This window comes from Streptomyces sp. NPDC090108, assembly GCF_044747185.1.
In the GTDB taxonomy this organism is placed as follows: Bacteria; Actinomycetota; Actinomycetes; order Streptomycetales; family Streptomycetaceae; genus Streptomyces.
Genome location: NZ_JBIVDQ010000001.1, coordinates 610,513 through 629,502 on the forward strand (window position 1 = coordinate 610,513; position 18,990 = coordinate 629,502).

Consider the following 18,990-nt stretch of genomic DNA (forward strand, 5'->3'; position numbering starts at 1 on the left):
AGACCCCCTTGACCGGGAGTCCTCAGTCAGGCGGTGTGTCCAAGGGCACCGAGCCCCGGGACGGGTCCCTCAGGTCGGTTCCGTTCGCGAGCCAGCGCTCCTGGAGCGCCTGCGCCCCGTGCACCCGCTTCCAGGCGGCCTCGTTCGGGGTCATCGGCAGCAGCGGCAGGAACCGTACGGGGTCCATCGGGCTGTCCAGTTCGAGGTCCTCGACGAGGCCACCGGGCTCGCCCACCAGGACCGAGGTGAAGGGAGCGCCGGGCCACAGCGGCTCACCCACGTCCAGGGACGCGCCGGGAACCACCACCACGCCCTCGACCTGCGGAGAAGCCGCGAGCACCGCGAGCGGGCGGAGCACCTTGCCGGTGTCGGCGCGGCCGGCGCGGACGGAGAGGACCAGCTCGGCGCGCGGACCCTGCACGGGGTCGGCGACCATCGCCGTGGGGTCCGCCATGGGGTGCGCCGACATCCCGAGCGTGGCGTAGCGGACCACGCCTCCCTCAGGACCGCGGTCCTGGAAGCGGAGCACCTCGATGCGGTCGGTACCGAGGAAGGTGACCGCGGCGCGCGCGTCCGGTTCGCCCAGCGCGGTGTTCAACCGTGCCTCGACCAGAGGAAGAACATCAACCATGCGGCGAGCATAGAACTCGTCAGTGACAGGCAAAGCGGCACCTTGACACTTCGGGCGGCTGCTACGCTGAGCCGGTGGTTCGGGGCAGCACGCCTCCGGGGGTCTCCCCCGGTTCCTCAGGTGATGAGGGGGTGGCTATCGAGTCCCGACGCCGATGAGACTCCCTTACGAGGGACCGGCCGGAGGAGGTGGGGCTGTCATGGATCGAAGTCGACCGTGCAGTACCACTCGCTCTTCCGGTTGCTGATTCTCCCTTTCCTGGCCGGCTGCCGCCTTCACTTTCGCGTCGTCGTTCGGAAGAGCACTTCGTTTCGCTTTGCCTGATCTGTCTGATCTTCATCAGTCCTGCATCAGCAGCGAAGTCACCACCGCGACGGTGCGGTGCTCCCCGCTTTGTGGACGTGCCAAACATCTGTGGTCAGGACGTCCCCATTCCGGGTAGTTCCAACCGTCGCCGGGTCGCTTCGTTGCCCGCCCGCGAAGGAGCCTGCCATGTCGATGATCCGCGACCTGCGCGCCGTGGTCCGCCCGTCCTCCCGCGTGTCCCTGCGCAAGGAGACGAACGCGCCGCAGTCGTACGACACCACGCGCGACCCCGCGACCCCGTCGGCCGTCGTCGACTGCGCCGTCTACCGCGACGGCACGCGCCTGGAGACCGGCAAGCCGCTGACGCCGCAGGAGGCGATGCGTCTGGTGCGCCGGGACGGCGGCTTCGTGTGGATGGGGCTGCACGAGCCGACCGAGGAGGAATTCGCCGGTATCGCGGGCGAGTTCGGGCTCCACCCGCTGGCCGTGGAGGACGCGGTGCAGGCCCACCAGCGGCCGAAGCTGGAGCGGTACGACGACTCGCTCTTCACCGTCTTCAAGACCATCCACTACGTCGAGCACGACCGGCTCACCGCCACCAGCGAGGTCGTCGAGACGGGTGAGGTCATGTGCTTCACCGGACGGGACTTCTTCATCACGGTCCGGCACGGCGGCCAGGGTTCGCTGCGCGCGCTGCGCCACCGGCTGGAGGCCGACCCCGAACTGCTCGCCAAGGGCCCCTCGGCGGTGCTGCACGCCATCGCCGACCACGTCGTGGACGGCTACATCGCGGTCGCCGACGCCGTGCAGGACGACATCGACGAGGTGGAGATCGAGGTCTTCTCCCCCGGCCGCAAGGGCGGGGTCTCCCGCGGTGTCGACTCGGCGCGGATCTACCAGCTCAAGCGCGAGGTACTGGAGTTCAAGCGGGCGGTGGCCCCGCTGCTGCGCCCGATGCAGCTGCTCAGTGAGCGGCCGATGCGGCTGATCGACCCGGACATCCAGAAGTACTTCCGTGATGTCGCCGACCACCTGGCCCGCGTCCAGGAGCAGGTCGTCGGCTTCGACGAACTCCTCAACTCCATCCTCCAGGCCAACCTGGCGCAGGCGTCCGTCGCCCAGAACGAGGACATGCGGAAGATCACCGCGTGGGCCGCGATCATCGCCGTACCGACGATGGTGTGCGGCGTGTACGGCATGAACTTCAAGTACATGCCCGAGCTGCACTGGAAGTACGGCTACCCGGTGATCATGGGCGTCACGGCCGTGCTGTGTCTCGGCATCCACCGCACGCTGAAGCGCAACGGCTGGCTGTGAGCGGCCTGGATAGGCTGGGCACATGACTAGCGAGCCGGCCGCCCGATCCCTTTTCGACGAGGCACTCATCGAGGAGACCGCCAAGAAGTCCGGTCTGGTCTGGGTCAGGGGGGCCACGGCTCCCGCGGCCCGCCCGCTGTGGCACGTGTGGCACGAGGGCGCGGTGTGGCTGGTCGGCGACGGTCCCGGTGAGCAGCCGCTGCCCGGTCTCATCGACGGCGGCGAGGCCGAGGTGACCGTACGCGGCAAGGACAAGGGCGGCCGGCTGGTCACCTGGCGGGCGTCCGTGTCCGAGGCGGCCCCCGGCTCTCCCGAACGGGAGGCGGCGGTCGCCGAGCTGAAGGGCAAGCGGCTCAACGCCCCCGACAGCGAGGAGATGCCGGACCGCTGGGCCCGCGAGTGCCGGGTGGTCCGGCTGAAGCCGACCGGTGCCGTGGCGCCGCAGCCCACGGGCAGTCTGGCCGCGCGCCCGCTGCCCACGCCCGCGACCACCCGCCGGCCCGTCCCGGCGGCCCTGCCCCGGCTGCTGACGAGGCGCCGGAAGGCGAAGTAGACCGGCGCGGTCCGGCGGGACACCCCGCCACACCGCCCACCGGCACACCCCGCACCGCCCACCGGCGCACCCAGCCTTACCGGCCCCGGCGCGCCCGCGGCTGCCCGCGGGATCAGGACGACGGCAGCTGCCGTCCGTAGTCCACGGTGTCCGCCTTCGCGGGCTCGGCGGCCGGGAAGTCCTTGCCCCAGTCGGAGAAGGTGAGGGTGCCGGCGCTGCCCGCGCGCACCAGGCGCAGCGGGTAGGGGGTGCCTTCGAGGGAGACGTCGAGGGTGCCGCCGGAGCCGTTGTCGCCGGTGACACGGATCGTGCGGGTGCCCGACTGCTCGTGGCGGCTGTCGGCGGCGAGCTTGCCGTGCAGGGTGAGCAGGCCGTTCAGGAGCAGGCTCTTGTCGGTGAAGCCGCTGAACTTCTTGTACGCGGGGTCGCCCTGCGGCACCTTCACGTACTTGCCGTCGAGCTTCCCGGCGGCCGACGTGTCGCCGCTGTGGTGCCAGAAGTCGGCGTCGGCCTTGAGGTAGAGCTCGCTGCCGACGCGCAGCAGCCGGAACGTGCCCGCCTTGGAGGTGACCGAGCCGGTGCTCCCGCCGGTCTTCAGCCGCATGTCCAGCGTGTAGGTGAGCCCGCTGGTGACGACGGTCCCGGACAGCCGTACCGCGGACGCGGCGTCGGCGGCGGCCCGCGTCTTCGCCTGGATCTTCGCGGGCGGCAGCTTGCCCACGCCGTTCGTCCCCGCGTCCGGGTCGTCCCCGCCGCACCCCGCCAGCAGCACCGCACCCGCCACGGCCAGCACGCACGTCGCGGCCACCGGCCCGGTCCGGCCCGTACGGCCGTGGGGAATCGCAGTCACAGGCGGGGCTGCCTCTCTGAGGGTTCCGAAAGCGGCGTACGGCAGCGTACAAGGGCCCCGCGACGCCGGCCGAGCCGGTCCGTCCGGACCGCCCACCAGGGCGTCTCCGATCAGTACGGGCTAGCCTGAAGCGCACGCGAGAGGACAGAACCGAGCATTCCCCACAGTTCCCACGCAAAGGAAGCACAGCCATGGCAGCCGGTGCGCCCCGGATCTTCGTCTCGCACCTCGCCGGGGTCCCCGTCTTCGATCCGAGCGGCGACCAGGTGGGCCGCGTACGCGACGTGGTCGTCATGCTGCGCGTCGGGCGGAAGCCCCCGCGCGTCCTCGGCCTGGTCGTCGAGCTGTCCAACCGGCGCCGCATCTTCCTGCCCATGACCCGGGTCACCGGCATCGACTCCGGCCAGGTCATCTCCACCGGCGTGCTCAACGTGCGCCGCTTCGAACAGCGGCCCACCGAACGGCTGGTCTTCGGCGAGCTGCTGGACCGGCGGGTGCGGCTGGTGGAGGCCGACGACGAGGTCACCGTCCTCGACCTGTCCGTGCAGCAGCTGCCCGCCCGCCGGGAGTGGCAGGTGGACCGCGTCTTCGTACGCAAGGGGAAGAAGGGCGGCGCCTTCCGCCGGGCCCGGGGCGAGACGCTGACCGTCCCCTGGTCGGACGTCACCGGCTTCTCCCTGGAGGAGCACGGACAGGGCGCCGAGAACCTGCTCGCCACCTTCGAGCAGCTGCGCCCCGCCGACCTCGCCAACGTGCTGCACCACCTGTCCGCCAAGCGCCGCGCCGAGGTCGCCGCCGCCCTGGACGACGACCGTCTCGCCGACGTCCTGGAGGAGCTGCCGGAGGACGACCAGATCGAGATCCTCGGCAAGCTCAAGGAGGAGCGCGCGGCGGACGTCCTGGAGGCCATGGACCCGGACGACGCGGCCGACCTGCTCTCCGAGCTGCCGGAGGAGGACAAGGAGCGGCTGCTCAGCCTGATGGAGCCCGAGGACGCGGCCGACATGCGGCGCCTGATGTCGTACGAGGAGCACACCGCGGGCGGTCTGATGACCACCGAGCCGATCGTCCTGCGCCCGGACGCCACCGTCGCCGACGCGCTCGCCCGGGTCCGCAACCAGGACCTCACCCCCGCGCTGGCCGCGCAGGTCTACGTCTGCCGGCCGCCGGACGAGACCCCGACCGGCAAGTACCTGGGCACCGTCCACTTCCAGCGGCTGCTGCGCGATCCGCCGTACACCCTGGTCAGTTCACTCATCGACGACGACCCGCAGGTCCTGGACCCCGACGACGCGCTGCCCGTCATCGCCGGGTTCTTCGCCACCTACGACATGGTCGCCGCGCCCGTGGTGGACGAGTCCGGCTCGCTGCTGGGCGCCGTCACCGTGGACGACGTACTGGACCACATGCTGCCCGACGACTGGCGGGAGACGGAGTTCCACCTGGACGAGACGGACGCGGCCGACGGGACCGGTGCCGCCGCCGGTGCCGTGGAGGGACGGGAGGCGGGTGGCCATGGCTCCTGAACGCGACGGCAACCGCGACAGCGGCCGCGAGCGCACCCCGGCGGGCGCCACCGCCGCCGGCCGGCCCCGCGCCCGGCTGGACCAGCCCCGCCCGCCCCGCCGCCGGATCGTGCCCGAGTGGGACCCGGAGGCCTTCGGCCGGCTGTCGGAGAAGATCGCCCGGTTCCTCGGCACCGGCCGCTTCATCGTGTGGATGACGGTCGTCATCATCCTGTGGGTGCTGTGGAACATCGCCGCGCCCGCGGCGGTCCGCTTCGACCAGTACCCGTTCATCTTCCTGACCCTGATGCTCTCCCTCCAGGCCTCCTACGCGGCCCCGCTGATCCTGCTCGCGCAGAACAGGCAGGACGACCGCGACCGGGTCAACCTGGAGCAGGACCGCAAGCAGAACGAGCGCTCGATCGCGGACACCGAGTACCTGACCCGGGAGATCGCCGCGCTGCGCATGGGCCTGGGCGAGGTCGCCACCCGCGACTGGATCCGCTCCGAACTCCAGGACCTGGCCAGAGAGGTGGAGGACCGCCGTCGCCGCGACGGACACGAGTACGGCCACGCCGGCCGGGGCACATTCCCGGCGGACGGGACGGACCGTCCGTCCGGACGTGACACAGACGACCGCTGAGGGGAATCCCGCCGGGCCCGGGGTGCGCCGTAACATCGTCCTTATGGTTACGGAAGACGCGGTGCGCGAGGCACTGGCGACGGTGAACGACCCCGAGATCAACCGGCCCATCACCGAACTCGGGATGGTCAAATCGGTGGAGATCGGCGCGGACGGAGCGGTCGACGTCACCGTCTACCTGACGGTCTCCGGCTGCCCCATGCGCGAGACGATCACCCAGCGCGTGACCGACGCGGTCGCCGGGGTCGAGGGCGTCACCCGGGTCGGTGTCGCCCTGGACGTGATGAGCGACGAGCAGCGCCGGGAGCTGGCCAGCGCCCTGCGCGGCGGTCAGGCCGAGCGCGAGGTCCCCTTCGCCAAGCCGGGCAGCCTCACCCGTGTCTACGCGGTCGCCTCCGGCAAGGGCGGCGTCGGCAAGTCCTCGGTGACCGTCAACCTGGCGGCCGCGATGGCCGCGGACGGTCTGAAGGTCGGTGTCGTCGACGCCGACATCTACGGCCACAGCGTGCCGCGGATGCTGGGCGCGGACGGCCGCCCCACCCAGGTCGAGAACATGATCATGCCGCCTTCCGCCAATGGCGTGAAGGTCATCTCCATCGGCATGTTCACCCCGGGCAACGCCCCGGTCGTCTGGCGCGGCCCGATGCTCCACCGCGCCCTGCAGCAGTTCCTGGCGGACGTCTACTGGGGCGACCTGGACGTCCTGCTCCTGGACCTGCCGCCCGGCACCGGTGACATCGCCATCTCGGTCGCCCAACTGGTCCCGAACGCCGAGATCCTCGTCGTCACGACCCCGCAGCAGGCGGCGGCGGAGGTCGCCGAGCGCGCCGGCTCCATCGCGGTGCAGACCCACCAGAAGATCGTCGGCGTGGTCGAGAACATGTCCGGGCTGCCCTGCCCGCACTGCGGTGACATGGTCGACGTCTTCGGCACCGGCGGCGGTCAGATGGTCGCCGAGGGCCTGACCCGGACCACGGGCGCGACGGTCCCGGTCCTCGGCAGCATCCCCATCGACGTCCGCCTCCGCGAGGGCGGCGACGAGGGCAAGCCGGTCGTCCTCACCGATCCCGACTCCCCCGCCGGTTCCGCCCTGCGCGCCATCGCGGGCAAGCTGGGCGGCAGGCAGCGGGGCCTGTCCGGGCTGTCGCTGGGGATCACCCCGAGGAACAAGTTCTGAGCGGTTCCGCTCGGTGAAGGGGCGTCACCCGGGTGGCGCCCCTTTCCCGTCGGGCCCGGCCGCCGCGGCGGGCCCGCTCTTGCGCCGGGTTCCGCCGTGCGCCGGGCCCGCTCTTGCGCCGGGTCCCGGCGCGCGTCGGGCCCGCCCTTGTGTCGGGGCCCGGCGCGCGTGCCGCCGGTCAGGCGTACGCGGCGAGGTCCTTGACCACGGCGAAGCCGAGGCCGTAGGCGCTCATGCCCCGGCCGTAGGCGCCGACGTGCACCCCGGCGCCGGTGGAGCCGGCCAGCACCCAGCCGAACTCCGACTCGCGGTAGTAGAACGGCGTGGCCACTCCGTCGACCGGCAGCGACAGGCTGGACCACTCGGGTCCCTCCAGGTCGTCGGCCAGCGCCCACGCGGTCTCGGTCTGCTGGTCGAGCCAGTCGTCGCGCAGGCTGTGGTCCATCTGGCCGGGCCAGGTGAACGACAGCAGCCCCACACCGGCCAGCCAGGCGGCCGAGGACACCGAGGTGGCCTCCAGCAGCCCCGTGCCGTCGGCGCTGCGCCGGGACGGGTTCACGGGCACGGTCACCACGACCGCGAACTTCTCCCGCGGCTCGTCCGTGGCCGCGGCGGTGTGCTCGTTGCGGACGGACGGCTCGTCGCCGTGCCCCATCGAACCGTGCTCCACGGACCCGTCGGCCGCCATGCCGACCTGCATCAGCCTGCGCTGCCCCGTGAACGCCTCGTCGAGGCCGTACCACGGGAAGGGCGCCTGCAGGTAGCCGTCGACCGTGCGCCGCGCGGTGGGCAGCGGCTGTCCGCCCGCCGCGGCCGGCGCGTGCCCGCCCACCCGACTCGTCGTCTCCATCTGCGGACGCCTCCTCGCTCTCGTCGGACCGGGGCCGCCCGCCCCCCTTCGGGCGTACTCCGCCGGTCCGCACAACAACTCGGCAGCATATCCACACTGCTGAGAGCAGCAGGGAAACCGCCCGGTGCGTGGGTCGCCCGGACGGCCCGTCAGGGGCGTGTACGGGCATTTGTGCACTATGAAACGCGTCACGTACGCCGCGCGCATCACGGTCACGGGCGTGTCGGCGGTCCGCGGCGGGCGCGGAGGGACGTCAGGTGGCGTCGGCGTCGAAGAGCGGACGGGCGTCCTGGGCGGGCTCCTCGGGACGCTTGGTCATGTCGACGCGGGCGCCGGCCGAGGGGGAGACCGCGGAGTCCGAGCCGCCGCGGCCGTTGACCGCGTCGGTGACCTCGGCCATCTCCTTCTTCAGGTCGAAGCCGCTGCGGATGTCCCCGAGCCCCAGCGAGTCGCCGTCGAGCTGCTTGCGCAGGAACGTCTTGGGGTTGAGGTCCTCGAACTCGAAGTCCTTGAACTCCGGACCCAGCTCGTCACGGATGTCCTGCTTGGCGCTCTCCGAGAACTCGCGGATCTTCCGGATCGTGCGCGTGACGTCCTGGATGACCTTGGGGAGCTTGTCCGGACCGAAGACGAGCACGGCGAGGACGATGAGCGTCACCAGCTCGAGCGGCCCTATGTCATTGAACACCTGAAGCTCCTTGCGATGTCCTCGGTCGGTCAACGGTACCCGCCGCACCTGTCCGACCGGTACCGTGCCGAGGTGAGACTTCCGTCAGTTCTGCTCCGACGCGCCCAGCACGAGCGGGACCTCCCGTTCGGTGCCGTCGTGTTCCACGGTCAGCCGTAGCCGGTCGCCGGGCCGGTGGGCGCGGATCCTGACGATCAGCTCCTCGCCCGAGTGGACGCGCTCGCCGTCGACCGCGGTGATGACGTCGCCCGCCGCGAGTCCCGCGCGGGCGCCGGGGCCGCCGCGCACGACCGCGGGCCCTCCGTCGCCGCCCTTGACGCCGATGCGGGCGCCGTCGCCCGAATAGCCCATGTCGAGGGTCACGCCGATCACCGGGTGGGTCGCGTGTCCCCCGTTGATCAGCTCCTCGGCGACGCGCCTGGCCTGGTTGACCGGGATGGCGAAGCCCAGTCCGATGGAGCCCGCCTGGCCGTCGCCGGAGTCGGAGCCGCCGTCGGCCGACCGGATGGCCGAGTTGATGCCGATGACCCGGCCGCGCGTGTCGAGGAGGGGGCCGCCCGAGTTGCCCGGGTTGATCGGGGCGTCCGTCTGCAGGGCGTCGACGTAACTGATGTCGCTGCCGTCGCCCTTCTCGCCGCCCGCCGTGATGGGGCGTTCCTTGGCGCTGATGATGCCGGAGGTGACGGTGTTGGCCAGGTCGAACGGGGCCCCGATGGCGACCACCGGATCGCCGACCTGGACGCCGTCGGAGTCGCCGAGGGGCATGGGCGTGAGCCCTCGGACGCCGCTGACCTGGACGACGGCGAGGTCGTACCCGCTGTCACGGCCGACGACCCTGGCCTTGGCGGTGTCTCCGCTGCTGAACGTCACGGTTATCCTGCCGCCGGACGCGGCGGCCGCGACGACATGGTTGTTCGTGAGGATGTGCCCGCGCGTGTCGAGGACGAAGCCGGTGCCGGTGCCCGCCTCGTCCTGCCCGCTGACGTGCAGCGTGACGACGCTGGGCAGCGCCCGCGCGGCGATCCCGGCGACGCTGTCCGGCGCCCGTCCGGCGGGAACCGCTCCGGCCTGGGGCAGATGGATGTCCCCGAGCCCCTGCCGCTCCAGCCACGCACCGGCGAATCCGCCGATCCCGCCCGCGACGAGGGCGATCGCCAGTGAGGCGCCGAGCAGGGTCCGCCGGGCCCGGCGCCTGCGCTGTCCGTCGCCGGTCATCGCGGCACCGGTCTGCTGCAACGGAGCGAGCACCCCGGCCTGCTGCCCGGCAGCGCCCCCGGCCCAGGGGTCGTACCGCCCCGGGCCGCCTCCGTCCGCCGGGGGCGGCGCGGGGGTGGAGCCGGTGGCGGGCACGGCGGCGGGGGCGGAGGCGGAAAAGACGGAGTCCCCCGCCGGGACCTGAGTGGGCGACGGAGCCGGTACGGAAGCCTCCGGGGAGGGCACGGGAGCTTCCACGGCAGGCGCGGGCGCCTGGGCCGGTAGGGGGACCTCCGCGTTCGGTGCGGGCGGTTGGGCCGGTAGAGGGACCTCCGCAGCGGGAACGGGCGCCTGAGTCGGTACGGAGGTCTCTGCGGCCGGCGCGGGCACCGCGGGCGGCGGGACCGGTACGGGGACCTCCGGAGCCGGCGGCGGGACGGGCGGCCGGGCGGGTACGCCCGCGCCCTGGACCTGGGCCTGGGCGGCGGAGGGGTGCTGGACGGGCGGTGCGGGGGCCCAGGGGCCCGGCTCGCCGTAGGGCGGGGTGCTGTAGGGGTCGGGGTCGTGCAGGGGCCTCAGCCGGTCGGCGAACTGCTCGACGTCCACGTCCGGCGCGTCCGGGTCCGGCCCGGCGGGCTCGGGGAAGTCCGCGCTCCCGGAACCCCGGCCCCCGGGCACCGGCTTGGCCAGCTCGAAATCACCGTGCCCGCCGGACGCACCGGACACCCTGGACGCACCGGACTCCCCGGACCGCGCCCCGGGTGCCCCGCGGTCCTCGCGTTCGTCGCCGTCGCCGCGTTCTCCCCGCTCCCCTGCCGGGACGTGCGTCGGGTTCCCCTCGTTCATGTTCTCCCCACGGCCTGCCGCGGCCGGGCGCGTGGCGTCGCGGCCGCGGAACTCGATGCCGTGCCCGGTTCAGCGCCACGGGCACGGCCACGCAGGATTCAACCAGGTCCGGGAGCCGGGGCACGAGAGTCCGGTCAGCGCGCCCGGTACACGGGGAACGGGACGGGGGAGACGGAGGCGCTGGGGACGGGAACGGGCGTGCTGCCGGCCGACGGGCCGGGGGCGAACGTCCCGGGCACCCCGGAGCGGGTGGCGGCCGGGGAGAGCGGGGTGATGTCGTCCAGCGGGCGTACCAGCGGGGAGACCACGTCGGCACCGGCCATCACCGGTCCTGGCAGCTCCCGCGTGGCGTCCTCCACCTGACCGGTCGCCGGGGCCGGCAGACCGGGCAGCAGCGGCGCGGACGTGGAGGTCGGCGCCACCGGTGTGCGGCCGAGCAGGCTGCCGCCCTGGAGGAGCGGACCCGCCGGACGGCGCCGCTGGGCGTCGGGAGCGGCCGTGCCCGCACCGGTGCCGGCGGAGCGGGCGGGGCTGACGTTGCTTCCGGTGCCGGAGCTGCCGCGGGCCTCCGCGCGGACGTCCGCGGGGATGGCGGTGGTCACGCCGCCGAGTGCGACGGCGGCCAGCGACACCGCTCCGGCCGCGGCGACCGCGAAACGCAGTCCGCGCGAGGCGGGACGGTCGGCGTCGGGTCGGCCGACGGGATGGATCCGGAAGCCGCGCTCCTCGGAGGCGGCCGGGTGCACGGCGGGGACGTAACCGAAGGCGAAGGGCTCGTCGTGTCTCACTCCGAAGAGCCCGTCGGCGGAGCCGCCCGCGAGGAAGCCCCCCCCGGGCGCCGGCGCGCCGCCGCCGTCCAGGTCACCTCCCGCGGGGAGGCCCTGGAGACGGGCCAGGAAGCTTTCGGAGGGCGGCGGGGGCGCCGCCTCCGCGAACACGTTCTTCAGTCGCCGCTGGGCGTCCGCCTCCGCCTTGCACCGGTTACACGTGACCAGGTGCGCGAGAACGCGCTCGCGCGACTCGTGACCGAGCTCTCCGTCCACCAGGGCGGAGAGCCGGTCTCCCAGGTGCTGCTCTGCGAACTGCGTCTCCGCAGCGTTGGGCCGGGATCCACTCACGCGGTAGCGCCCCCTCCCCCCAGAGCGGGGACACGGGCCACGAAGGAGCGCCGCCCGGCCTGCCGCGCCTGCGGCGAGCGGTGGGCGAGGGCCTTGCGGAGCTGGGAGCGGCCACGGTGGATACGGGAGCGGACGGTGCCGAGCTTCACGCCGAGGGTCGCGGCGATCTCCTCGTACGACAGTCCCTCGATGTCGCACAGGACGACGGCGGCGCGGAACTCGGGCGCCAGGGTGTCGAGAGCCTGCTGGACGTCCGCGTCGAAGTGGGCGTCGTTGAACGCCTGCTGCGGGGTGGGCTCACGGCTGGGCAGGCGCTCGGCCGCGTCGTCGCCGAGGGCGTCGAAGCGGATGCGCTGCTTGCGCCGGACCATGTCCAGGAACAGGTTGGTCGTGATGCGGTGCAGCCAGCCCTCGAAGGTGCCCGGCGAGTACGTGGACAGGGAGCGGAAGACGCGGACGAAGACCTCCTGGGTGAGGTCCTCGGCGTCGTGCTGGTTGCCCGTGAGGCGGTAGGCGAGCCGGTAGACCCGGCCGCTGTGTGTGCTGACGATCTCCTCCCACGTGGGCGGAGTCCATGCCTGCCCGTCCGCGTCGGTGGCGAAGGTCGCGGTCTTGGGGTCGCCTGCGGCGAGTCCGGCGGCGTGGCGGTCAGCAGCGGTGTCGGTCACGGATTTCGGCCTGCCCGCCGACCCGAGGAAGCGCCTCAGCACTCCTCCCCGATCCCCGGGCGCGGCCGCACCTCCCCTGTCGGCTCTGGTGGTGTCCAGTGGAGCCCCTACCATAGCCACCTCGCCCGTTAGCTCCGGATAAGCGGTTTTACGAGAATTTGATACACGCTGATACGGCTCATCAGGCCTGTTCGGCGTGTGCGTGGTGCACAGATCCACCTCTTACCCCCCGTCGCGTCCCGGCCCACCGGCTCATCTCTCTAAACGCGCGGTCCCATCTGCGGGTTCCCGGCGCCAACGGATACAGTCACGCCGAGGCAATCACGGGGACAGGAGAGGGTCATTACCGGCAACCGGCAGACAAGCTGGGCGTTCGCCGACGCCTTTGTCGCCGAGGACGAGCCGCTGCTGTGGGCACGTGACCGGGCCCGCGAGGCGGGGCTCCGCTCGGTGGCGCCCAGCACGGGCGCCGCCCTGCGCCTGCTCGCCGCCTCCGTGGACGCGAAGGCGGTCGCGGAGATCGGCACCGGGTGCGGGGTGTCGGGGATGCATCTGCTGCACGGCATGCGCCCGGACGGGGTACTCACCACGGTCGACCCGGAGCCGGAGCACCAGCAGTTCGCCCGGCAGGCCCTGCGCGCGAGCGGTTTCGCCAGCAACCGGGCCCGCTTCATCCCCGGCCGCGCCCTGGACGTGCTGCCGCGGCTCGCCGACGCCGGCTACGACCTCGTGTTCTGCGACGGGGACCGGCTGGAGTACTCGGACTATCTAGCTGAATCGTTGCGCCTGCTGCGTCCGGGTGGCCTGGTGGTCTTCGAGGGCGTTTTCGCGAACGGCCGCACGGTCGACTCGGGGCCGCAGCCCACCGAGGTCCTGCGGCTGCGGGAGCTGCTGCGCACGGTGCGGGAGAGCCAGGAACTGGTGACGTCGCTGCTGCCGGTGGGCGACGGCCTGCTGTGCGCCGTCAAGCGCTGAACCCGGCCCCGGGTGTCGCCCCGGGAACGCGGCTGCCCCGGCATCGAGGACGATGCCGGGGCAGCCGGAAGGAAAGGATCGCCGACGCGTCAGCCCACGACCTTCTTGAGGGCGTCGCCGAGCGCCTCGGCCTCATCGGGGGTCAGCTCGACGACGAGTCGCCCGCCGCCTTCGAGCGGAACGCGCATGACGATGCCCCGCCCCTCCTTGGTCACCTCGAGCGGGCCATCGCCCGTCCGCGGCTTCATGGCCGCCATGCTCGTACCCCTTCCTGAAACCAGGCTCATCGTCAGCCGAAGGCCCTTGAGGGCACCCGCGGTCCATGTGAGAAGACACGCGACACCGGCATCGAACACATTGCTTCCAAGCCATTATCCCGCATCCCGGCACCCGATGACCAACATCAGTCGGCATCGCTTGGGCAACGCGCGCGAGCAAAACCACCCAATTCGGGGATGTGACTGCGATACTGCACCGCCACACGGACGCTCTTCGGCCGACTTGGCTCGGGTTTTCTTTGACGCAGGTCACACGCCGGGTCCTCGCGCGGCGATCTCCGCCATGCTGTGCTTCGGACAGCGGCGTACCGAGCGGTACGCGTCAATGACGACTCCGGAGGGGACTCCATGGCCGACACCGTGCTCTACGAGGTGAGCGACGGGCTCGCGACGATCACGCTGAACCGTCCCGAGGCGATGAACGCCCTGAACGTCGAGACCAAGGTGGCCCTCCGGGAGGCGGCGCGGTCCGCGGCCGCCGACGAGGCGGTGCGGGCGATCCTGCTGACCGCGGCCGGGGACCGCGCGTTCTGTGTGGGCCAGGATCTCAAGGAGCACATCGGACTCCTCGTGACCGACCGGGAGACCGGCTCGACGAACACGATGAGCACGGTCAGGGAGCACTACAACCCCATCGCGACGGCTCTGGCCGGGGCGCCGAAGCCGGTGGTCGCGGCGGTGAACGGGGTCGCGGCGGGGGCGGGCTTCGGTTTCGCGCTCACCGCCGACTACCGGATCGTCGCCGACACGGCGTCGTTCAACACGTCCTTCGCGGGTGTCGCGCTGACCGCCGACTCCGGCATCTCGTGGACGCTGCCCCGCGTGATCGGCACGGGCCGCGCCACCGACCTGCTGCTCTTCCCGCGCAGCATCGGCGCCCAGGAGGCGCTGGAGCTGGGCATCGCCAACCGGGTGGTGCCGGCGGCCGAACTGCGCGCCGAGGCGGAGAAGGTGGCGCGGAAGCTGGCCGCGGGCCCGACGGTGGCGTACGCGGCGCTCAAGGAGTCGGTGGCCTACGGCCTGACGCACTCCTTCACCGAGACGCTGGAGAAGGAGGACGAGCTCCAGGCGCGCGCGGGCCGGTCCGAGGACCACGCGATCGCGGTGCAGGCGTTCGTGAACAAGGAGAAGCCGAAGTATCTGGGCCGCTAGGGCCCGTCCGGGCGTGGGGCGGAGGCCGGGCCTCCGCGCCGCGTCCGGCCCCGCGGAGGCCCGGCCTCCGCCGCCGCGTCCGGGCCGACCGTCCGTGGCCCCAGGGGGCCGCCCCGGCCGCTCTCAGGCCCCGTGGCCCCCGTTCCGGCTCACGCAGGCCGCCAGGTGGTCGTCGACCAGTCCGCAGGCCTGCATCAGGGCGTAGGCGGTCGTCGGGCCCACGAACTTCAGGCCGCGCTTCTTCAGCGCCTTCGACAGGGCCGTGGACTCCGGGGTGACGGCCGGGACGTCGGCGGTGGTCCTGGGGGCGGGCCGGCCGCCGGGGTCGGGCGCGTGCGACCAGATCAGCGCGTCCAGGTCGCCCTCGGACCAGTCGGCGAGCACGCGCGCGTTGGCGAGGGTCGCGTCGATCTTGGCGCGGTTGCGGATGATGCCCGCGTCGGCCAGCAGGCGCTCGCGGTCCTCGTCCGTGAAGGCGGCGACCTTCTCGATCCGGAAGCCGTCGAACGCGTCACGGAAGCCGGGCCGGCGCCGCAGGATGGTGAGCCAGGACAGCCCGGACTGGAAGGCCTCCAGGCTGAGGCGTTCGAAGAGGGCGTCGTCGCCGTGGACGGGGCGGCCCCACTCCTCGTCGTGATAGGCGACGTAGTCCTCGGTGGACAGGGCCCAGGGGCAGCGCGGCAGACCGTCGGGCCCGGCGAGGGCGGCTCCCGCGGTCACGGCCGGTCCTCCTGGTCGGGCTTGTCCAGCGAGGTGCGCGAGGTGTCCCGGGCGCCCGACAGCGCGGACTCCAGGTCGGCGATACGGGCGTCGCGCTCGGCCAGTTCGGCGGCGAGGCGGCCGAGCGCGTCGTCGACGTCGGACATCCGGTAGCCGCGCGGCGCGAGCGGGAAGCGCAGGCTCTCCACGTCGGCTCCGCGCACCGGGCGGTCCGGGGGCAGCGGGTCCTGGAGCCGCTGCGGCGCGGCCTCCGGGAGCGGGGCACCCTCGCCGCCGCCCACCACGGCGAGCGTCACCGCGGCGACCACGACGGCCAGCGCGACGACAAGGAACAAGAACATCACCATCGCCAGAGGTCCCCACGCTCGAGGTGCCGGACAGTGCCGGACGCCAAATGTGTCTGGGTCCGATCGTGCCATGCGAATCTGACAGTTAGGGTCACAGGCGGCCGTCCCGCGGAAGCGGACGGCCCCCGTGGCGGCCGGCCGACGGCGGACCGGGACGCACGACACGCACGACGAGGAGAGGCACAGCGGATGCTCAGGCTGGGCAAGCGGGAATTCGGGCCGCACGAGCCGGTGATCATGGCGATCGTGAACCGGACCCCGGACTCCTTCTACGACCAGGGGGCCACCTTCCGCGACGAGCCGGCCCTCGCCCGTGTGGAGCAGGCCGTGGCCGAGGGTGCCGCGATCATCGACATCGGCGGGGTCAAGGCCGGTCCCGGCGAGGAGGTCACCGCCGAGGAGGAGGCCCGGCGCACGGTCGGCTTCGTCGCGGAGGTACGGCGCCGCTTCCCCGATGTGATCATCAGCGTGGACACCTGGCGGGCCGAGGTCGGCGCGGCGGTGTGCGAGGCGGGGGCGGACCTGCTGAACGACGCCTGGGGCGGCGTGGACCCGGGGCTCGCCGAGGTCGCGGCGCGGTACGGCGCCGGGCTGGTGTGCACGCACGCCGGCGGTGTCGAGCCCCGGACGCGTCCGCACCGCGCGGTGTACGAGGACGTCATGGCCGATGTCCTGGAGGTGACCGTGGGGCTGGCCGAGCGGGCGGTGTCGCTCGGGGTGCCCCGGGAGTCGGTGCTGATCGATCCCGGCCACGACTTCGGCAAGAACACGCGGCACAGCCTGGAGGCGACACGCCGGCTGGACGAGATGGTCGCCACCGGCTGGCCGGTGCTGGTGTCGCTGTCCAACAAGGACTTCGTGGGCGAGACGCTGGACCGCCCGGTCAAGGAGCGGCTGGTCGGCACCCTGGCCACGACGGCGGTGTCGGCGTGGCTGGGTGCCCAGGTGTACCGGGTGCACGAGGTGGCGGAGACCCGGCAGGTCCTCGACATGGTCGCGTCCATCGCCGGCCACCGGCCTCCCGCGGTCGCCCGGCGCGGCCTGGCCTGAGCCGGCGGGGCGCCGAAGGACCGCGGGCAGGATTGCCGGCGGCCGGGGTGAACGGCTCTAGCGGGCCGCTTCCTTGGAGACCAGGGCGACCGCCTCGTCCACGTCGTCCGTGACGTGGAAGAGCAGCAGGTCCTTCTCGGAGGCCTTGCCCTGGGCGATCAGCGTGTCCCGCAGCCAGTCGACCAGCCCGCCCCAGTACGCGCTGCCGAACAGCACGATGGGGAAGCGGGTCACCTTCTTGGTCTGGACGAGGGTGAGGGCCTCGAAGAGTTCGTCGAGGGTGCCGAGTCCGCCGGGCAGCACCACGAAGCCCTGCGCGTACTTCACGAACATCATCTTGCGCACGAAGAAGTAACGGAAGTTCAGGCCGATGTCGACGTAGGGGTTCAGCCCCTGCTCGAAGGGCAGTTCGATGCCGAGGCCGACCGAGACGCCGCCCGCCTCCAGCGCGCCCTTGTTGGCCGCCTCCATCGCCCCCGGACCGCCGCCGGTGATCACCGCCCAGCCGGCCTCGACCAGCGCCCGGCCGAGCCGGACCCCGGCGTCGTACTCGGGCGAGTCCACCGGGGTCCGCGCCGAGCCGAACACGCTGATCGCGGGCGGCAGTTCGGCGAGCGTGCCGAAGCCCTCGATGAATTCCGACTGGATGCGCAGGACCCGCCACGGGTCGGTGTGGACCCAGTCGGAGGGACCGCCCGCGTCCAGCAGCCGCTGGTCGGTCGTGCTGGACGTGACCTGACTGCGCCGTCGGAGGACCGGTCCGAGCCGCTGCTCGTCCGGCGGCTGCTTCTTCCCCTCGGGGTTTCCGGTAGCCATGTGAGCTCCCTCCGCTTGCCGGTAGTTCTGGATCAGACTAGATCCGCGCGGGTTACCACGGGGGGAAGTGCGCGTGTCCGGCGTGCGGTGGCGTCCCGCACCACCGTCACCCGGGTCACACGACGGCCCCGCCCGCCGGCCCGGCACGGCTCACCGCGTCACGCGGCGGGCCTCACGCGGCGAACCGGGCCGGCCTGGCTCACCGTGTCACGCGGTGAGCCAGTTCCGCAGCCGCTCCTCGCCGGCGAGGATCTTCGCGGTCTCCACGCGCTCGTCCCGCTTGTGGGCCAGGTGCGGGTTGCCGGGGCCGTAGTTGACGGCGGGAACGCCGAGCGCGGAGAAGCGCGAGACGTCCGTCCAGCCGTACTTGGGCTTGGCGGTGCCGCCCACCGCCTCGATGAAGGCGGCCGCGGCCGGGTGGGACAGGCCGGGCAGCGCGCCGGGGCTGTGGTCGTCGACCACGAACTCGCTCACCCCGCAGTCGGCGAAGACCTCGCGGACGTGCTGGACGGCCTCCTCCTCGGTGCGGTCGGGGGCGTAGCGGAAGTTCACCGTGACCACGCACTCGTCGGGGATGACGTTGCCGGCCACTCCCCCGCTGATGCCGACGGCGTTCAGGCCCTCGCGGTACTCCAGCCCGTCGATGACCGGCCACCGGGGCTCGTAGGCGGCGAGCCGGGCCAGGATGGGGGCGGCGGCGTGGACGGCGTTGGAGCCCATCCAGCCGCGGGCCGAGTGGGCGCGCTCGCCGGAGGTCCTGAGCAGCACCCGCAGCGTGCCCTGGCAGCCGCCCTCGACCTCGCCGTCGGAAGGCTCCAGCAGGACCGCGAAGTCGCCCTCCAGCCACTGCGGACGGGCCTCGGCGAGGTGCTTCAGCCCGTTGAGGTCGGCGGCGACCTCCTCGTTGTCGTAGAAGACGAAGGTCAGGTCGCGGTTGGGCTCCGGGACGGTCGCCGCGATGCGCAGCTGGACCGCCACGCCGGACTTCATGTCGCAGGTGCCGCAGCCCCACAGCACCCCGTCCTCGTCGAGGCGGGAGGGGACGTTGCCGGCGATCGGGACGGTGTCGATGTGGCCGGCCAGGACGACACGCTCCGCGCGGCCGAGGCCGGTGCGCGCGACCACGTTGTTGCCGTACCGCTCCACCGTCAGGTGCGGCAGGGTGCGCAGGGCGTCCTCGATCGCGTCCGCGAGAGGCTTCTCCGTGCCGCTCTCGGAGGGGAAGTCGACGAGCCGCGCGGTCAGCTCCGCGGCGTCCAGCGTGAGGTCAAGCGAGGTGTCGGCCATGCTGGTGACCCTAACGCGC

Annotated in this window: 20 protein-coding genes; 8 read left to right on the forward strand and 12 right to left on the reverse strand. The window is 72.7% G+C overall.

Features of this window, described 5'->3' with window-relative positions; genetic code table 11:
• Positions 1-22 precede the first annotated feature (22 nt).
• Positions 23-631, reverse strand: a complete 609-nt coding sequence (locus tag ACIPRD_RS02605; RefSeq protein ID WP_401559275.1) for a suppressor of fused domain protein — start codon at positions 629-631, stop codon at positions 23-25.
• 492 nt (positions 632-1,123) lie between these two features.
• Between ACIPRD_RS02605 and ACIPRD_RS02610 the strand changes: the two genes are divergently transcribed.
• Both ACIPRD_RS02610 and ACIPRD_RS02615 read left to right on the forward strand, forming a co-directional pair.
• Positions 1,124-2,254, forward strand: coding sequence for a magnesium and cobalt transport protein CorA (locus ACIPRD_RS02610; RefSeq protein ID WP_356409568.1), 1,131 nt, complete (start codon positions 1,124-1,126; stop codon positions 2,252-2,254).
• Positions 2,255-2,276: 22 nt separating this feature from the next.
• A complete protein-coding gene (locus ACIPRD_RS02615) occupies positions 2,277-2,807 on the forward strand; it encodes a hypothetical protein (RefSeq protein ID WP_401559278.1) in 531 nt (176 codons plus the stop codon).
• A 112-nt stretch (positions 2,808-2,919) separates the two neighbouring features.
• Here the strand turns inward: ACIPRD_RS02615 and ACIPRD_RS02620 are convergent, their stop codons facing one another.
• The gene (locus ACIPRD_RS02620; protein WP_401559281.1) at positions 2,920-3,657 is read right to left on the reverse strand and encodes a hypothetical protein; all 738 of its coding nucleotides are present in this window, start codon (positions 3,655-3,657) and stop codon (positions 2,920-2,922) included.
• A 191-nt stretch (positions 3,658-3,848) separates the two neighbouring features.
• Here ACIPRD_RS02620 and ACIPRD_RS02625 point away from each other — a divergent pair, with 191 nt between their 5' ends.
• From ACIPRD_RS02625 to ACIPRD_RS02635, 3 genes are read left to right on the forward strand one after another with little or no spacing between them, the layout of a single operon-like run.
• On the forward strand, positions 3,849-5,183 hold the full coding sequence (locus ACIPRD_RS02625) for a magnesium transporter MgtE N-terminal domain-containing protein (RefSeq protein WP_401559283.1): 1,335 nt from the start codon (positions 3,849-3,851) through the stop codon (positions 5,181-5,183).
• Positions 5,173-5,805, forward strand: a complete 633-nt coding sequence (locus ACIPRD_RS02630; RefSeq protein ID WP_356409554.1) for a DUF1003 domain-containing protein — start codon at positions 5,173-5,175, stop codon at positions 5,803-5,805. Before ACIPRD_RS02625 ends, ACIPRD_RS02630 begins: the two co-directional genes overlap by 11 nt.
• Positions 5,806-5,848: 43 nt before the next feature.
• A complete protein-coding gene (locus ACIPRD_RS02635; RefSeq protein WP_356409551.1) occupies positions 5,849-6,982 on the forward strand; it encodes an Mrp/NBP35 family ATP-binding protein in 1,134 nt (377 codons plus the stop codon).
• Positions 6,983-7,160: 178 nt separating this feature from the next.
• On the opposite strand, the gene ACIPRD_RS02640 is transcribed toward ACIPRD_RS02635, so the two are convergent.
• From ACIPRD_RS02640 to sigE, 5 genes are all read right to left on the reverse strand, one after another.
• On the reverse strand, positions 7,161-7,832 hold the full coding sequence (locus ACIPRD_RS02640; protein ID WP_356409548.1) for a hypothetical protein: 672 nt from the start codon (positions 7,830-7,832) through the stop codon (positions 7,161-7,163).
• Positions 7,833-8,085: 253 nt separating this feature from the next.
• Entirely contained in the window at positions 8,086-8,520 is a 435-nt protein-coding gene (locus ACIPRD_RS02645; RefSeq protein WP_401559288.1) for a sec-independent translocase, read from the reverse strand.
• An 84-nt stretch (positions 8,521-8,604) separates the two neighbouring features.
• Positions 8,605-10,560 (reverse strand): trypsin-like peptidase domain-containing protein, encoded by a 1,956-nt coding sequence (locus ACIPRD_RS02650; protein WP_401559291.1) that lies wholly within the window; start codon positions 10,558-10,560, stop codon positions 8,605-8,607.
• A 134-nt stretch (positions 10,561-10,694) separates the two neighbouring features.
• A complete protein-coding gene (locus ACIPRD_RS02655; protein ID WP_401559294.1) occupies positions 10,695-11,678 on the reverse strand; it encodes a zf-HC2 domain-containing protein in 984 nt (327 codons plus the stop codon).
• Positions 11,675-12,388, reverse strand: a complete 714-nt coding sequence (sigE, locus tag ACIPRD_RS02660; protein WP_356409536.1) for an RNA polymerase sigma factor SigE — start codon at positions 12,386-12,388, stop codon at positions 11,675-11,677. Before sigE ends, ACIPRD_RS02655 begins: the two co-directional genes overlap by 4 nt.
• A 234-nt stretch (positions 12,389-12,622) precedes the next feature.
• Between sigE and ACIPRD_RS02665 the strand changes: the two genes are divergently transcribed.
• Positions 12,623-13,321 carry an O-methyltransferase gene (locus ACIPRD_RS02665; RefSeq protein WP_356409596.1) on the forward strand — a complete coding sequence of 233 codons (699 nt, stop codon included), beginning with the start codon at positions 12,623-12,625 and terminating at the stop codon, positions 13,319-13,321.
• An 89-nt stretch (positions 13,322-13,410) separates the two neighbouring features.
• On the opposite strand, the gene ACIPRD_RS02670 is transcribed toward ACIPRD_RS02665, so the two are convergent.
• The gene (locus ACIPRD_RS02670) at positions 13,411-13,578 is read right to left on the reverse strand and encodes a DUF3117 domain-containing protein (RefSeq protein ID WP_009997451.1); all 168 of its coding nucleotides are present in this window, start codon (positions 13,576-13,578) and stop codon (positions 13,411-13,413) included.
• A 369-nt stretch (positions 13,579-13,947) separates the two neighbouring features.
• On the opposite strand from ACIPRD_RS02670, the gene ACIPRD_RS02675 reads away from it, so the two are divergent.
• Positions 13,948-14,751, forward strand: a complete 804-nt coding sequence (locus ACIPRD_RS02675) for an enoyl-CoA hydratase-related protein (protein WP_356409533.1) — start codon at positions 13,948-13,950, stop codon at positions 14,749-14,751.
• Between the two features lie 123 nt (positions 14,752-14,874).
• On the opposite strand, the gene ACIPRD_RS02680 is transcribed toward ACIPRD_RS02675, so the two are convergent.
• Entirely contained in the window at positions 14,875-15,471 is a 597-nt protein-coding gene (locus ACIPRD_RS02680) for a DNA-3-methyladenine glycosylase I (protein ID WP_401559299.1), read from the reverse strand.
• Positions 15,468-15,818: a DivIVA domain-containing protein gene (locus ACIPRD_RS02685; RefSeq protein ID WP_356409526.1), complete on the reverse strand. Its 351-nt coding sequence runs from the start codon at positions 15,816-15,818 to the stop codon at positions 15,468-15,470. Before ACIPRD_RS02685 ends, ACIPRD_RS02680 begins: the two co-directional genes overlap by 4 nt.
• 189 nt (positions 15,819-16,007) lie before the next feature.
• On the opposite strand from ACIPRD_RS02685, the gene folP reads away from it, so the two are divergent.
• The gene (gene folP, locus ACIPRD_RS02690) at positions 16,008-16,868 is read left to right on the forward strand and encodes a dihydropteroate synthase (protein WP_356409523.1); all 861 of its coding nucleotides are present in this window, start codon (positions 16,008-16,010) and stop codon (positions 16,866-16,868) included.
• A gap of 57 nt (positions 16,869-16,925) precedes the next feature.
• On the opposite strand, the gene ACIPRD_RS02695 is transcribed toward folP, so the two are convergent.
• The gene (locus ACIPRD_RS02695) at positions 16,926-17,684 is read right to left on the reverse strand and encodes a TIGR00730 family Rossman fold protein (RefSeq protein WP_356409521.1); all 759 of its coding nucleotides are present in this window, start codon (positions 17,682-17,684) and stop codon (positions 16,926-16,928) included.
• Between the two features lie 207 nt (positions 17,685-17,891).
• Positions 17,892-18,971, reverse strand: a complete 1,080-nt coding sequence (gene dapE / locus ACIPRD_RS02700) for a succinyl-diaminopimelate desuccinylase (RefSeq protein ID WP_401559302.1) — start codon at positions 18,969-18,971, stop codon at positions 17,892-17,894.
• Positions 18,972-18,990 lie beyond the last annotated feature (19 nt).

Coding starts and splice junctions, on each gene's coding strand:
- ACIPRD_RS02605 (WP_401559275.1), bottom strand. CDS start 631: ATGGTTGATGTTCTTCCTCTGGTCGAGGCACGGTTGAACACCGCGCTG.
- ACIPRD_RS02610 (WP_356409568.1), top strand. CDS start 1,124: ATGTCGATGATCCGCGACCTGCGCGCCGTGGTCCGCCCGTCCTCCCGC.
- ACIPRD_RS02615 (WP_401559278.1), top strand. CDS start 2,277: ATGACTAGCGAGCCGGCCGCCCGATCCCTTTTCGACGAGGCACTCATC.
- ACIPRD_RS02625 (WP_401559283.1), top strand. CDS start 3,849: ATGGCAGCCGGTGCGCCCCGGATCTTCGTCTCGCACCTCGCCGGGGTC.
- ACIPRD_RS02630 (WP_356409554.1), top strand. CDS start 5,173: ATGGCTCCTGAACGCGACGGCAACCGCGACAGCGGCCGCGAGCGCACC.
- ACIPRD_RS02635 (WP_356409551.1), top strand. CDS start 5,849: ATGGTTACGGAAGACGCGGTGCGCGAGGCACTGGCGACGGTGAACGAC.
- ACIPRD_RS02640 (WP_356409548.1), bottom strand. CDS start 7,832: ATGGAGACGACGAGTCGGGTGGGCGGGCACGCGCCGGCCGCGGCGGGC.
- ACIPRD_RS02650 (WP_401559291.1), bottom strand. CDS start 10,560: ATGAACGAGGGGAACCCGACGCACGTCCCGGCAGGGGAGCGGGGAGAA.
- ACIPRD_RS02670 (WP_009997451.1), bottom strand. CDS start 13,578: ATGGCGGCCATGAAGCCGCGGACGGGCGATGGCCCGCTCGAGGTGACC.
- ACIPRD_RS02675 (WP_356409533.1), top strand. CDS start 13,948: ATGGCCGACACCGTGCTCTACGAGGTGAGCGACGGGCTCGCGACGATC.
- ACIPRD_RS02685 (WP_356409526.1), bottom strand. CDS start 15,818: ATGGTGATGTTCTTGTTCCTTGTCGTCGCGCTGGCCGTCGTGGTCGCC.
- folP (WP_356409523.1), top strand. CDS start 16,008: ATGCTCAGGCTGGGCAAGCGGGAATTCGGGCCGCACGAGCCGGTGATC.
- ACIPRD_RS02695 (WP_356409521.1), bottom strand. CDS start 17,684: ATGGCTACCGGAAACCCCGAGGGGAAGAAGCAGCCGCCGGACGAGCAG.
- dapE (WP_401559302.1), bottom strand. CDS start 18,971: ATGGCCGACACCTCGCTTGACCTCACGCTGGACGCCGCGGAGCTGACC.